Source organism: Vibrio sp. Vb2131 (genome assembly GCF_033338535.1).
Lineage (GTDB): Bacteria > Pseudomonadota > Gammaproteobacteria > Enterobacterales > Vibrionaceae > Vibrio > Vibrio alginolyticus.
The window spans coordinates 68568-81578 of the sequence record NZ_JAWOSW010000021.1 but is presented as its reverse complement, the minus strand read 5'-3'; the positions used below and the strand labels follow the sequence as shown (position 1 = coordinate 81578).

The window sequence follows — 13011 nt, the reverse complement described above, 5'->3', positions numbered from 1 at the left end:
TGGGTGTTTTTTATTCTAAAAGGCGAGTTTTCACTACTATTCTACCTCCATACACCCTGTAATCGCCCTGAATAAGGAAAAAAGATGAGCTCAATGAGAAGCTACAAAGGTATAAAGCCTGAACTTGGTGAGCGTGTTTACGTTGACCCAACCTCTGTTTTAGTCGGTGATATCCGAATTGGCGATGATTCTAGCATTTGGCCATTGGTAGCAGCGCGAGGCGATGTAAACCACATTCACATTGGTGATCGAACGAATATTCAAGATGGCAGTGTTTTGCATGTCACCCATAAGAACGCCGAAAACCCAAACGGCTACCCATTGATTATTGGTAATGACGTTACGATTGGCCACAAAGTGATGCTGCACGGTTGTGAGATCCACGATCGTGTTTTGGTTGGTATGGGAGCTATTGTTTTAGATGCTGTTGTAATTGAGTCAGAGGTGATGATCGGAGCAGGCAGTTTAGTGCCACCTGGGAAAGTATTAGAAAGTGGCTACTTATATGTTGGAAGCCCAGTAAAACAAGCTCGCCCTCTATCAGAAAAAGAACGAGCTTTCTTGCAAAAGTCTGCCAACAACTATGTGCAGAACAAAAACGACTACTTAAATGAAGTAAAAGACTTGAACTAAAACCCTGTTAACCGATGATGATATGGCCTTCTTCGTTGAAGGCTTCATCTTCTATTAGCTCTTCAGCCATTTCTTCTAGGTCGAATCTGTAATCAGTAAACACTTTAATTGCCGCTTGCTCAGTTTCAATCAGTGAACCACTGAGCTTTTCTAACTTTTGTTTCGTCACAAAGCACTCTATTAGTGCGCCTGATTGTTGCGCCGAAAAGTTTACCGATTGTGATACTTCATCCCATGATTGAATATCTGGGAATAAGATGGATTGATTCATCGCTTATTGACCTTCAAGATTCTTTCTTAGTTCTCTGAGAATTTGTTTGGCACCAGGACGTAAGCCACGCCAGAGCATAAAGCTTTCCGCAGCCTGCCCAACTAACATTCCAAGACCGTCATACGCATGAGCGGCACCATTCTCTTTTGCCCATAAGTTAAAGCTCGTCACCCCTTTGCCATAAATCATGTCATAGCTTGTACTGTTAGCGGCAAAGATGGAGGATGAAATAGTCGGCAGTTCACCACTAAGAGAAGCGGATGTGGAGTTAATGATGACATCATACTCTTCATCAATACTTGCCATCTCTTTGGCGAGGATAGGACCGTGAGAGACAAACAGCTCTGCGAGCTCTTGTGCTTTACTAAAGGTACGGTTGGTAATGGTTAAAGAGGTCGGCTTTTGATCGAGTAGTGGCTTAATAACACCACGAGCTGCACCACCAGCACCAATAATTAGGATTCGCTCACCTTCCAATACAACCTGATGCTGAAGCAGATCTTGCACTAAACCTGCACCATCAGTGTTGTCACCGATGATTTCACCATCGTCTAACTTCTTGAGGGTATTTACCGCGCCTGCTAACTGAGCCCGTTCTGTCAATCGACTAGCAAATTGATAAGCATCTTCTTTAAATGGCATAGTGATGTTGCACCCCTTGCCACCTTCAGCAAAAAACACCTTCGCCGCGTCAATAAAACCATCAACAGGTGCACTTTCTGCGGTATACACCAAAGATTGATTAGTTTGACGAGCAAACAAGGTGTGAATGAATGGCGACTTACTGTGTCCGATAGGATTACCAAACACGGCATAGCGATCGATTTGCTGGGTCATTTCCTTACCTTTGTTCCTTACTTAGATATAGAGAAAACAGGGCCACCTGATTACAGATGACCCTATCACTATCTATCTATATAGAAAAGGAGATTCCGTGCTTACCACTCTCGGGGCGTTAGGTATCGCTCGTAAAGTTCAGCTTCTGGCGATCCCGCTTCTGGCTCGTAGCAGTACTCCCAGCGAGCGAGCGGCGGCATTGACATCAGAATCGACTCAGTACGCCCACCACTTTGTAAACCAAATAAGGTGCCACGGTCATACACTAAGTTGAACTCTACGTAACGGCCGCGACGATATAGTTGGAATTCACGCTCACGCTCACCATACTTGATCTCTTTACGACGAGAAACGATCGGCAAGTAAGCCTGGCAATAGCCTTCACCCACTGCTTTGATGTAAGCAAAACACTTATCAAATTCCCACTGGTTTAGATCATCAAAGAACAAACCGCCAACACCGCGAGTTTCATTACGATGTGGTAGGAAGAAGTATTTGTCACACCATGCTTTATGCTCTTGGTAAACATCGTCACCAAATGGCGCACAAAGCAGTTTTGCAGTGTCGTGCCATGATTGGCAATCTTCTTCAAATGGATAGAACGGCGTTAGGTCAAAACCACCACCAAACCACCAAATTGGGTCTTCGCCATCTTTTTCTGCAATAAAGAAGCGGACATTGGCGTGTGAAGTCGGTACGTAAGGGTTTTTAGGGTGAATAACCAAAGAAACACCCATCGCTTCAAAACGACGACCCGCTAGCTCTGGGCGATGCGCTGTCGCAGATGCTGGCATTTCTTTCCCTTCCACATGCGAGAAGTTCACGCCTCCCTGCTCGAAAACAAGGCCATCACGCAAAACACGTGAGCGACCACCGCCACCCAGTCGCTCTCCTTTTTCACGTTGCCATGCATCTTCGACAAAGACGGCCTTTCCATCTTCTTGTTCTAACTGCTGACAAATGGAGTCCTGAAGTGACATCAAGAACTGCTTTACGGCGTGCTTATCGATCGCTGACATATGTTATTACCTATTACGTGAAACCTAATGATGGCTGGCTAGCAGGGTTAACCCTGTCTTAATATTTGTGAAGTTTTGGCGTCACGAATCTCGCTGGGTTTATCACGACCGCTGGTCTCGCCACGAAGAATGGCGACCAGCTTATCACCCAACTGCTCTTCGACTTCTTCCGTGGTCATACACGGTGGTAAGCCGGAAAGATTCGCGCTGGTAGAGGTTAACGGCTTTCCGAATGCATTACACATTTTTTGCACCAAAGGATGATCAGTCACACGAACCGCAATTGAATCAAACTGCCCTGAAACCCAGTTGGATACTTTATCGCTCGCTGGCATGATCCAAGTGTATGGGCCTGGCCAAGTGGCATGAACAGTCTGTAATTGTTCTTCAGTCAACTGAGATTCATCAATATAAGGCAAGAGCTGATCATAACTTGCCGCGATGAGAATCAGCCCTTTTTCTACCGGACGCTGCTTGAGCTCTAATAGCTTTTGAATTGCTTCTGGGTTATCTGGATCACATCCGACACCAAAAACCCCTTCTGTTGGATAGGCAATCACTTCGCCTTGCTTGAGTGCGTTGAGCACTTGTTCAAAGTTATCCACCGATTACTTCCTATTTGTTTGACTGTGTTGTTTTCACTAAGTGTACAAATATTCATTCTCAGACACTAAAGCAATTTTTTTATAAAATGTATCAATAGCGCCAACAACAAGACGCAAACGTTTGCTTGAGATAAAAATCCCCGTATAATGCGCACAAATTTATAGCTCACCTAATTTTTGCAGCTTAAAGGAGTTTGAGATGAAAGTCGGTATCATCATGGGTTCTAAATCCGATTGGCCAACCATGAAACTAGCAGCGGACATGCTAGAGCAATTTGGCGTGCCTTACGAAACAAAAGTCGTGTCAGCACACCGAACTCCTCAATTACTGGCTGACTACGCTAGTAGCGCAAAAGAACGCGGCATCAAAGTTATCATCGCAGGCGCAGGTGGTGCAGCCCACCTACCAGGTATGGCGGCGGCGTTTACTAGTTTGCCAGTGCTTGGGGTTCCCGTTCAGTCTCGTGCACTGAAAGGTATGGATTCACTGCTTTCTATTGTACAGATGCCAAAGGGAATTGCGGTTGGTACATTGGCGATTGGCGAAGCGGGAGCAGCAAACGCCGGTATCCTAGCAGCGCAAATCCTAGGCACTCATGATGAAAACATCATGGCGAAGGTAGAAGCATTCCGTAATGAGCAAACGGAAACAGTTCTCGCAAATCCAAACCCTGCAGAGGATTAATCAGATGCATGTACTGGTTCTTGGTGCGGGTCAGTTGGCTCGTATGATGTCTCTGGCTGGTGCGCCACTGAATATTCAAATTTCAGCTTACGATGTCAGCAGCGGTGATGTCGTCCACCCTTTAACTCAACAGGTACTTGGCCATGGCTTGGAAAATGCGATTACGCAAGTTGATGTGATTACTGCCGAGTTCGAGCATATTCCACATGACGTGCTCAAAGTTTGCGAAGCGAGCGGCAAGTTCCTACCAAGTACGCAAGCCATCAAAGCAGGTGGTGATCGCCGTATTGAAAAAGCACTGCTTGATGATGCTGGCGTGCGCAACGCGAAATACTACGTCATTGAAACTCGTGAAGACTTTGACCGCGCAATTGAACACGTTGGTATGCCAATGGTTCTGAAAAGTGCATTGGGTGGCTACGATGGTAAAGGCCAATGGCGCTTAAAAGAAGCTTCTCAAGTCGACGACATTTGGACTGAGATGGCAGAGTGCATCGCGGCAACACCAACTCAAGCGATTGTTGCTGAAGAGTTTGTTCCTTTTAACTGCGAAGTATCACTGGTTGGTGCTCGAAGCAAAGATGGCAGTGTGGAAGTGTACCCTCTGGCAGAGAATGTTCACACCAACGGTGTATTGAGTCTTTCTACTGCGATTGATGCGCCAGGGTTACAGGAACAAGCAAAGCAAATGTTCACGGCTGTCGCAGATAGCCTAGATTACGTTGGCGTATTAGCGCTTGAGTTCTTTGATGTCGATGGGGCACTTTTAGTGAATGAGATTGCTCCACGCGTGCACAACTCTGGTCACTGGACACAGCAAGGTGCAGAAACGTGTCAGTTTGAAAACCATCTGCGCGCAGTGTGCGGCTTACCATTAGGTAGTACGAAATTGGTTCGTGAAACCTCAATGATCAATATTCTTGGTGAAGACACACTACCAGATGCATTGTTATCAATGGATGGTTGCCACCTTCATTGGTATGGCAAAGAGAAACGTGCAGGTCGCAAGATGGGACACATCAACGTGTGTGGCGACTACCCAGGAGAATTGCACCGTAGGTTGTGCGCCCTGGCAGACATCTTAGACCCAATAGCTTTCCCAGCCGTGCAAGCGTTCGCTAAACAGCCTCAACACTAACGTTTGGCAGCAAAAAAACAAAAAAGGGTCGCACGATGCGACCCTTTTCAATTCCTTTAATTCATTTAACCTTGCTGGGTGTGCTGGCACTTACGGTTGGCACATTGCAATTTCACACCACTGGCGAGTTTCTTCTCCACCAACAAAGTAAAACCACATTCTTCGCATCTCCCTTTAACCGGAGGGAGATTCACTGCAAATTTGCATTTAGGGTAGTTATCACATGCGTAGAATGTTTTGCCAAATCGGGTTTTACGCTCCACCAAATGTCCTTTGCCACATTCAGGGCAAGCGTGTTGCTCTTGTGACTGCGCCTCTGGCTCAGGTTGATTAATCGACTCAATATGATGACAAGCCGGGTAATGGCTACAACCAACGAACATACCGTAGCGCCCTTGGCGGAGTACCAACTCATTGCCACACTCATGACAAGGCACACCCAACTCTTTCACGATGTGCCCATCATTGCTGTGTAGCGGTTTAATGTAATCACAGCTTGGGTAGTGGCTACAGCCAAGAAAGGGGCCGTGTTTGCCATGTTTGAGGGTCAACTCGCTGCCACATTTAGGGCACGGCTCGTGTTCCAAAGCGTGTTCATGGGCAGAGAAAAGGGTGTTGTCGATTTTACTACTCATACTTACCGTTTCGTGAAAAACACAAAAAAAGACAAGCTCGCGTTTATTCTAGCTAAACTCGAACTTGCCCAGGTGGTTAGTGAAGAATCCCTTGTTCCTTGGTGTACAACAGCTCTTCCATTAGCGTGTAAGCGTTTTCGTTGCCAGGCACATTAAACAGCACCATCAGAATGATCCATTTGAGGTCTTCAAGCTCAAACTCACTCGTTTCTAATCCCATCACTCGGTCAATCACCATTTCGCGAGTTTCTGTGGTTAACACATTGATTTGCTCGAGAAACAATAGAAATCCTCGGCATTCCAAATCTAAACGCTGCGTCTCTTTCGCTGTGTAGATACGAGTTGATGACGAAGCCATGCAAGTCGAGATTGCAGAAGAGGTGTCACTTTGCTGCAATGCGGCAAGCTCTTCTAACCAGACAAGGGCTTTGTAGATATCTTTTTGTTGGAAGCCTGCACGAAGCAACTCTTCTTCCAACTCGTCTTGTTCGACCTGTAACTCTGCATCGCTATGGATGTAGGTTTCGAATAGATACATCAGTATATCCATCATCATAGCTAGCCCCTCCCCTTTCGAATATAGCCACCTGAAACCGCAACGACATGCCCAGAGAGTTCTAACTCTAAGAGCTGCATCATGACTTCTTGGACAGGTATATTGGTCCTGTTTGCAAGAATATCAACCGGTGTAGCTTCACTTCCTACGTTAGCTAACAGCTGAGGAAATGGCAATTCTTCTTCATCATTTAACGTAGAAAATAAATCGGTACTCTGATTAATAGACCAATCAAGCAAGGACTGTATTTCATCTAAGACATCTTTCGTCTTTTCTACGAGGCAAGCGCCATGACGTATCAACTGGTTTCCACCGCAGGCATTGGGGGCATTGATTGACGCTGGCAGCGCAAATACTTCTCGACCTTGCTCAAGCGCGTAACGAGCTGTAATTAACGAGCCGCTCTTTTTCGCCGCCTCGACGACCAGTACACCAAGCGATAATCCACTAATAATACGATTACGACGCGGGAAGTTTTCTGGGCGCGGCTTGGCATTAGGCCGAAACTCAGACACCAAAGCCCCGTGTTCAATAACACGTTGCGCTAAACTACGATGACGTGCTGGATAAATATTTGCTAAACCAGATCCTAGCACCGCAATCGTCTTACCACCGGCTTGCAACGCACCATCATGCGCATGACCATCAATGCCTAAAGCGAGACCACTGGTGACAATAAAATCGTGCTGAACAAACTCTGCAGCAAACTGACGTGCATGCTGTAATCCATCAATACTCGCATTTCGACTGCCAACCATCGCGATTTGTGGCTGAGAGAGACAAGTAGGGTTTCCTTGAACAAAAAGTAGAGGTGGCGGTGCAACGATTTGTTTGAGTTGAGGTGGATAACGCGGGTCAGTCAGTGTCAGGATATGATGATTTGTAGAAGCCTCAAGCCAGCTTAAACAAGCATCGACTTCTTTATCTGTTGAAGCCCAAGCTTGAATTTGCTTAGTTGTTAACCCAAGTTGTTGTAGCTGTTCAGGAGAGAAGTTTACGATGTTACGTGGCGTGTCTCTTGCCAGTAGCTTATTCATTTTGACGCCGCCAATGCCTGGTAAACAACTCAGTTTTAACCAGGCAGCGAGATCATCGTTATTTCGTCGATTCATCGATGGTTAATTCGTCCGCCAACGGTGACACCACCGAAATATCTTGGTTAATGGGTTTAGTACTGTTAGTGATCAGTGCCAAGCTAAAGTACTCATAAGGACGAATGACCAGCAACTCACCAACTTTGCTTTGAGGCAAAGTAATTTTCTTATCAAGCACGCCAAACTCTTTCTTGAACTCATCGCCGTCTTTGTAAACTGGGTGCGCGTCTTCTTTTAAATCAAACACACTGCCTTGCTTCAGATTGTCTGACGTGCCTTTATCAATCACCACGACTTGGTTAGTTGAACTAAAGCGAATACCTTCGATATTACCTAGCAACTTTGCAGAACTGCCTTGTGGAGACGGCAGCGGATAGAACGTAGTCGTGAAGTCAGTATTCTCAACCGATTGATTTGGCAACGCGATATCGTTACGTAGGATTTCTTGCATTTGCGATGTAAGCTTCAAACCTGAGTAATCACTCGAAGCTTCAACGAGCTCGCCTTTGGCAATCAAACGCAGCGCGGTAATCTCTTCGGACACATCGTCACGCGAAAAGGTAGCTACTGGTCGGTAAATAGCCCAACCTGTCGCGGTCTGATTGCCATTGATATACAGCACATCTTCTGCAGTCAGATACTTACTGCCTTTGCTGCTACCCATCACTTTTGCTGCTCTGTTCAACGAATCTTTATCTAGCAACCGATCCGATTTAAGGTAAGGCATCACCAAACCTTCCGCGACCGTTGGTACGGCTTTCTTTTCTGTGATGCGAGCTTTCGGGCTCAGCTTCTTAACCGGTTTTAGGCTCAACACGGGCTGACCGTTAATCCACACCAAAGACAGCTTGTCTCCGGGATAAATTAAATGAGGGTTATCGATTTCCGGGTTTACTTGCCATAAACGAGGCCACAACCACGGGCTATCTAAGTACATGGCCGAAATATCCCATAGCGTATCGCCCTTCACGACTACATACGTTTGTGGCGCATCATCTTTAACAGTCAGTGGGTTCGCATCCATATTTGCTACAGCGTTGAAAGAGAAAAGTAACGGCAACGTAACACTGGCAACGTTGCGGAAAATTCGATTCATGACCCTCGTCCTTGGTCTATTAAGCAGGAACCAGAATGGAAATTGGTGCAAGGATGCTGTCATTTAGGCTATAAAATGTCTAGAATTGAGCCAACAAGGTTTGTGCTGTTTCGGCACAGTTCAATATTTCGAGTGAATATGTCTGTATTACAAGTATTAACATTCCCGGATGATCGCCTGCGCACAGTCGCAAAGCCTGTTGAAGCGGTGACCCCTGAGATTCAAAAAATCGTCGATGACATGATTGAAACCATGTACGACGAAGAAGGTATTGGCCTTGCTGCAACGCAGGTTGATATCCACAAACGTATCGTAGTGATTGATATTTCAGAAACTCGCGATGAGCCGATGGTGCTAATCAACCCTGAGATTCTGGAAAAGCGTGGCGAAGATGGCATCGAAGAAGGCTGTCTGTCGGTACCAGGTGCACGCGCACTTGTGCCTCGCGCTGCAGAAGTTACCGTAAAAGCACTGGATCGTGATGGCAAAGAGTTCACCTTTGAAGCCGACGACCTGCTAGCGATTTGTGTTCAACACGAGCTTGATCACTTACAAGGTAAGCTGTTCGTGGATTACCTATCGCCACTGAAACGCAAACGCATTCAGGACAAGCTAGCGAAAATCAAACGCTTTAACGAGAAGCAGCAAAACGCTTAATCTCGAACCATACCAATTAGAAGGAAGTCTACCTTGAGTCAGTCTTTACGAATTGTCTTTGCAGGTACTCCGGATTTCGCCGCCCGTCACTTGGCGGCGTTGTTGTCTTCGGAGCATGAAGTCATCGCGGTTTACACAAACCCAGATCGTCCAGCGGGTCGTGGCAAAAAATTGGCTGCGCCACCGGTAAAACAACTGGCGCTAGAACACAATATCCCGGTTTACCAACCTGAAAGCTTTAAGTCCGACGAAGCGAAACAAGAACTTGCCGATCTGAACGCCGACCTCATGGTTGTCGTGGCGTACGGTATGCTGCTGCCACAAGCGGTTCTTGATACCCCTAAACTGGGTTGTATCAACGTACATGGTTCTATCCTACCTCGTTGGCGTGGTGCGGCTCCAATCCAACGCTCTATTTGGGCGGGCGATGCAGAAACTGGCGTGACCATCATGCAGATGGACATCGGTCTCGACACTGGTGATATGCTGAAGATTGCAACTCTGCCAATCGAAGCGACAGATACCAGCGCTTCAATGTATGAAAAATTGGCTGAGCTTGGTCCAGAAACCCTGATTGACTGCCTAGCAGACATTGCTGCGGGTAAAGCAGTGCCAGTGAAGCAAGACGATGAGCTAGCGAACTATGCGAAAAAACTCAGCAAAGAAGAAGCACGCATCAACTGGAACGACGATGCGGCGCACATTGAGCGCTGCGTTCGTGCATTTAACCCATGGCCAATGAGCCACTTTGAGGCGGCAGAAAACAGCATCAAAGTATGGCAAAGCCGTGTGGCAGAGCAAACCAGTGACAAGCCAGCCGGCACCATCGTGCAAGCAGATAAAACCGGTATCTATGTTGCGACAGGCAACGGTGTACTGGTGCTAGAGCAACTGCAAGTTCCTGGCAAAAAAGCCATGTCAGTTCAGGATATTCTGAACTCACGTGCAGCTTGGTTTGAAGTCGGCACTCTGCTGGTTTAAGCCATACTAGGGGCTATTATCCCCAATAATACGAACTTTTAGAGGGCAGAGATGCCCTCCTTTACTTTAAGGTACTCATCATGAATGTTCGCGCTGCGGCTGCTAACGTCCTGTATCTTGTCGTCGACAAGGGCCACTCACTTTCAAGCGCTCTTCCAGCGGCTCAACAAACGGTACGACCTCGTGACCACGCTCTGCTACAAGAGATCTGTTACGGTGCGCTACGTTACCTACCTCGCCTAGAAATGATCGCAAACCAGTTGATGGATAAGCCGCTCAAAGGCAAACAACGTGTATTCCATCACCTAATTCTGGTTGGTATTTACCAACTGAGCTTCATGCGCATTCCTGCGCACGCAGCTGTCGGTGAAACGGTTGAAGGCACTAAAGAGCTGAAAGGTCCTCGTCTGCGTGGTTTGATTAACGCGGTATTGCGTAACTACCAGCGCAACCAAGAAGAACTCGACCAAATGGCCGTCAGCAACAACGCTGGCAAGTACGGTCACCCAAGCTGGTTACTAAAACTGCTGCAAGAGGCCTACCCACAGCAATGGGAAAGCATAGTTGAAGCGAACAACCAAAAAGCACCAATGTGGCTCCGTGTAAATCACCAACACCACACTCGTGATGAATACCTTGCGCTGCTCAAAAATGAAAACATTGATAGCACGCCACACACAGAAGCAATGGACGCCATAAAATTGGCCGCACCATGTGACGTGATGACGCTACCTGGTTTTGATAAAGGTTGGGTTTCGGTACAAGATGCGGCAGCGCAGCTCTCGATCAACTATCTAAAACCACAAGACGGCGAACGGATTTTAGATTGCTGTGCTGCGCCAGGTGGCAAGACGGCGCACATTCTAGAGCGCACGTCGGGCAGTGAAGTGGTCGCGATTGACTGCGACGACACACGCTTGAAACGTGTGCATGAAAACCTGAAGCGTCTCAACCTTCAGGCAAAAGTGGTTTGCGGTGATGCGCGTAATCCACAAGAATGGTGGCAAGGCGAGCAATTTGATCGCATTTTGCTGGATGCCCCATGTTCTGCGACTGGCGTGATTCGTCGTCACCCAGACATCAAATGGCTACGTCGTGCAGACGACATCGCCGCATTAGCAGAGCTACAAAGTGAAATTTTTGATGCCATGTGGACGCAACTGAAGCCCGGCGGCACCATGGTTTACGCGACTTGTTCAATCACACCGCAAGAAAACGTGGAGCAAGTAAAAGCGTTTTTAGCACGTACCGCGGATGCGCAACTGCTGGATTCTGATCCCGACCAGCCTGGTCGTCAAATTCTACCAGGCGAAGAAGATATGGATGGTTTCTACTACGCAGTGCTAACTAAAACACACGCGTAACAGCATGCTAAATAGGGCGATTGAAGTGATTTCAATCGCCTTTTTCAGATACGAGAAAAGAGTATGAAGATCATTATTCTTGGTGCAGGTCAGGTTGGCGGCACACTGGCAGAAAACCTAGTGGGTGAAAACAACGACATCACCATCGTCGACAATAATGCCGACCGACTGCGTGAATTGCAGGACAAATACGACCTGCGTGTGGTCAATGGCCATGCGAGCCACCCAGACGTGCTGCATGAAGCTGGCGCGCAAGACGCCGATATGCTCGTCGCAGTAACCAACACTGATGAAACCAACATGGCTGCCTGTCAGGTCGCGTTCACTCTATTCAATACCCCAAACCGCGTTGCACGTATTCGCTCTCCAGAATACTTGGCAGAAAAAGAAGCCCTGTTTAAATCTGGCGCTATTCCTGTTGATCACCTTATCGCACCAGAAGAACTCGTCACGAGCTACATCGAACGTCTGATCCAATACCCAGGCGCGCTGCAAGTGGTGAGCTTTGCTGAACAGAAAGTCAGCCTAGTGGCGGTGAAAGCCTACTATGGTGGCCCGCTGGTGGGTAATGCGCTGTCTGCTTTGCGTGAGCACATGCCGCACATCGATACCCGTGTGGCGGCTATTTTCCGCCAGGGTCGCCCGATTCGCCCACAAGGCACCACGATTATTGAAGCCGACGATGAAGTGTTCTTCGTTGCAGCAAGTAATCATATTCGCTCAGTGATGAGTGAGCTTCAGCGTCTAGAAAAACCGTACCGCCGCATCATGATTGTTGGCGGGGGTAACATCGGCGCAAGCTTGGCTAAACGCCTAGAGCAAACTTACAGCGTGAAGCTGATTGAGCGTAACTACCAGCGTGCAGAAAAGCTCTCTGAGCAACTAGAAAACACCATCGTGTTCTGCGGTGATGCGGCAGACCAAGAGCTTCTCTCGGAAGAGAACATCGACCAAGTCGACGTCTTCATCGCGCTGACCAACGAAGATGAAACCAACATCATGTCTGCAATGTTGGCAAAACGCATGGGCGCTAAAAAAGTGATGGTGCTGATCCAACGTGGCGCTTATGTAGACCTGGTACAAGGCGGCGTAATTGATGTAGCAATCTCACCTCAGCAAGCCACTATTTCAGCCTTGCTAACGCACGTTCGTCGCGCTGATATCGTAAACGTGTCCTCACTTCGCCGCGGCGCTGCGGAAGCGATTGAAGCCGTCGCTCACGGTGATGAAAGTACATCTAAAGTGGTTGGACGTGCGATTGGAGATATAAAGCTTCCACCTGGGACCACCATTGGTGCTATCGTTCGTGGCGAAGAAGTTCTTATTGCCCACGACCGTACGGTCATCGAACAGGATGACCATGTGGTGATGTTCCTGGTCAACAAAAAATACGTATCAGACGTCGAAGCGCTATTCCAGCCGAGTCCATTCTTCCTCTAG

The 13011-nt window shown here is 47.5% G+C and carries 15 protein-coding genes; 7 read left to right on the top strand and 8 right to left on the bottom strand.

The features are described from left to right. Positions 1 to 84: 84 nt before the first annotated feature. The gene (locus R7E38_RS19490) at positions 85 to 633 is read left to right on the top strand and encodes a gamma carbonic anhydrase family protein (protein WP_005379096.1); all 549 of its coding nucleotides are present in this window, start codon (positions 85 to 87) and stop codon (positions 631 to 633) included. Between the two features lie 7 nt (positions 634 to 640). Here R7E38_RS19490 and R7E38_RS19485 read toward each other — a convergent pair whose 3' ends face one another. The 4 genes from R7E38_RS19485 to R7E38_RS19470 all read right to left on the bottom strand — a co-directional run bounded on the left by R7E38_RS19485 (position 641) and on the right by R7E38_RS19470 (position 3365). Next, positions 641 to 904 carry a DUF1488 domain-containing protein gene (locus R7E38_RS19485; RefSeq protein WP_005379090.1) on the bottom strand — a complete coding sequence of 88 codons (264 nt, stop codon included), beginning with the start codon at positions 902 to 904 and terminating at the stop codon, positions 641 to 643. A 3-nt stretch (positions 905 to 907) separates the two neighbouring features. Further along, the gene (gene aroE / locus R7E38_RS19480) at positions 908 to 1741 is read right to left on the bottom strand and encodes a shikimate dehydrogenase (protein WP_226084077.1); all 834 of its coding nucleotides are present in this window, start codon (positions 1739 to 1741) and stop codon (positions 908 to 910) included. 101 nt (positions 1742 to 1842) lie between these two features. Continuing rightward, the gene (hemF, locus tag R7E38_RS19475; protein ID WP_017821583.1) at positions 1843 to 2760 is read right to left on the bottom strand and encodes an oxygen-dependent coproporphyrinogen oxidase; all 918 of its coding nucleotides are present in this window, start codon (positions 2758 to 2760) and stop codon (positions 1843 to 1845) included. 47 nt (positions 2761 to 2807) lie between these two features. Beyond that, positions 2808 to 3365: an L-threonylcarbamoyladenylate synthase gene (locus tag R7E38_RS19470; RefSeq protein WP_005379084.1), complete on the bottom strand. Its 558-nt coding sequence runs from the start codon at positions 3363 to 3365 to the stop codon at positions 2808 to 2810. A 199-nt stretch (positions 3366 to 3564) separates the two neighbouring features. Here R7E38_RS19470 and purE point away from each other — a divergent pair, with 199 nt between their 5' ends. Both purE and R7E38_RS19460 read left to right on the top strand, forming a co-directional pair. Continuing rightward, positions 3565 to 4050, top strand: coding sequence for a 5-(carboxyamino)imidazole ribonucleotide mutase (gene purE / locus R7E38_RS19465; RefSeq protein WP_226084078.1), 486 nt, complete (start codon positions 3565 to 3567; stop codon positions 4048 to 4050). A gap of 4 nt (positions 4051 to 4054) precedes the next feature. Beyond that, positions 4055 to 5188: a 5-(carboxyamino)imidazole ribonucleotide synthase gene (locus tag R7E38_RS19460; RefSeq protein WP_226084079.1), complete on the top strand. Its 1134-nt coding sequence runs from the start codon at positions 4055 to 4057 to the stop codon at positions 5186 to 5188. Between the two features lie 65 nt (positions 5189 to 5253). Here the strand turns inward: R7E38_RS19460 and R7E38_RS19455 are convergent, their stop codons facing one another. From R7E38_RS19455 to R7E38_RS19440, 4 genes are all read right to left on the bottom strand, one after another. Beyond that, a complete protein-coding gene (locus tag R7E38_RS19455; protein ID WP_226084080.1) occupies positions 5254 to 5823 on the bottom strand; it encodes a type I DNA topoisomerase in 570 nt (189 codons plus the stop codon). Between the two features lie 76 nt (positions 5824 to 5899). Then, a complete protein-coding gene (locus R7E38_RS19450) occupies positions 5900 to 6379 on the bottom strand; it encodes a DUF494 family protein (RefSeq protein ID WP_033906575.1) in 480 nt (159 codons plus the stop codon). Between the two features lie 2 nt (positions 6380 to 6381). After that, positions 6382 to 7491: a DNA-processing protein DprA gene (gene dprA, locus R7E38_RS19445; RefSeq protein ID WP_017821579.1), complete on the bottom strand. Its 1110-nt coding sequence runs from the start codon at positions 7489 to 7491 to the stop codon at positions 6382 to 6384. Next, a complete protein-coding gene (locus R7E38_RS19440) occupies positions 7475 to 8569 on the bottom strand; it encodes a LysM peptidoglycan-binding domain-containing protein (RefSeq protein ID WP_132937258.1) in 1095 nt (364 codons plus the stop codon). The genes dprA and R7E38_RS19440 overlap by 17 nt, the downstream gene beginning before the upstream one ends. 138 nt (positions 8570 to 8707) lie before the next feature. Here R7E38_RS19440 and def point away from each other — a divergent pair, with 138 nt between their 5' ends. The 4 genes from def to trkA all read left to right on the top strand — a co-directional run bounded on the left by def (position 8708) and on the right by trkA (position 13011). Then, the gene (gene def, locus R7E38_RS19435; RefSeq protein WP_005379068.1) at positions 8708 to 9226 is read left to right on the top strand and encodes a peptide deformylase; all 519 of its coding nucleotides are present in this window, start codon (positions 8708 to 8710) and stop codon (positions 9224 to 9226) included. Between the two features lie 33 nt (positions 9227 to 9259). After that, positions 9260 to 10207 carry a methionyl-tRNA formyltransferase gene (gene fmt, locus R7E38_RS19430; protein WP_226084081.1) on the top strand — a complete coding sequence of 316 codons (948 nt, stop codon included), beginning with the start codon at positions 9260 to 9262 and terminating at the stop codon, positions 10205 to 10207. A gap of 80 nt (positions 10208 to 10287) precedes the next feature. Further along, positions 10288 to 11571: a 16S rRNA (cytosine(967)-C(5))-methyltransferase RsmB gene (gene rsmB, locus R7E38_RS19425; protein ID WP_226084082.1), complete on the top strand. Its 1284-nt coding sequence runs from the start codon at positions 10288 to 10290 to the stop codon at positions 11569 to 11571. Positions 11572 to 11634: 63 nt separating this feature from the next. After that, the gene (gene trkA / locus R7E38_RS19420; protein WP_005379062.1) at positions 11635 to 13011 is read left to right on the top strand and encodes a Trk system potassium transporter TrkA; all 1377 of its coding nucleotides are present in this window, start codon (positions 11635 to 11637) and stop codon (positions 13009 to 13011) included.

Coding starts and splice junctions, on each gene's coding strand:
- R7E38_RS19485 (WP_005379090.1), bottom strand. CDS start 904: ATGAATCAATCCATCTTATTCCCAGATATTCAATCATGGGATGAAGTA.
- purE (WP_226084078.1), top strand. CDS start 3,565: ATGAAAGTCGGTATCATCATGGGTTCTAAATCCGATTGGCCAACCATG.
- trkA (WP_005379062.1), top strand. CDS start 11,635: ATGAAGATCATTATTCTTGGTGCAGGTCAGGTTGGCGGCACACTGGCA.
- dprA (WP_017821579.1), bottom strand. CDS start 7,491: ATGAATCGACGAAATAACGATGATCTCGCTGCCTGGTTAAAACTGAGT.
- def (WP_005379068.1), top strand. CDS start 8,708: ATGTCTGTATTACAAGTATTAACATTCCCGGATGATCGCCTGCGCACA.
- R7E38_RS19455 (WP_226084080.1), bottom strand. CDS start 5,823: ATGAGTAGTAAAATCGACAACACCCTTTTCTCTGCCCATGAACACGCT.
- R7E38_RS19490 (WP_005379096.1), top strand. CDS start 85: ATGAGCTCAATGAGAAGCTACAAAGGTATAAAGCCTGAACTTGGTGAG.
- R7E38_RS19440 (WP_132937258.1), bottom strand. CDS start 8,569: ATGAATCGAATTTTCCGCAACGTTGCCAGTGTTACGTTGCCGTTACTT.
- R7E38_RS19450 (WP_033906575.1), bottom strand. CDS start 6,379: ATGATGATGGATATACTGATGTATCTATTCGAAACCTACATCCATAGC.
- aroE (WP_226084077.1), bottom strand. CDS start 1,741: ATGACCCAGCAAATCGATCGCTATGCCGTGTTTGGTAATCCTATCGGA.
- R7E38_RS19460 (WP_226084079.1), top strand. CDS start 4,055: ATGCATGTACTGGTTCTTGGTGCGGGTCAGTTGGCTCGTATGATGTCT.
- hemF (WP_017821583.1), bottom strand. CDS start 2,760: ATGTCAGCGATCGATAAGCACGCCGTAAAGCAGTTCTTGATGTCACTT.
- rsmB (WP_226084082.1), top strand. CDS start 10,288: ATGAATGTTCGCGCTGCGGCTGCTAACGTCCTGTATCTTGTCGTCGAC.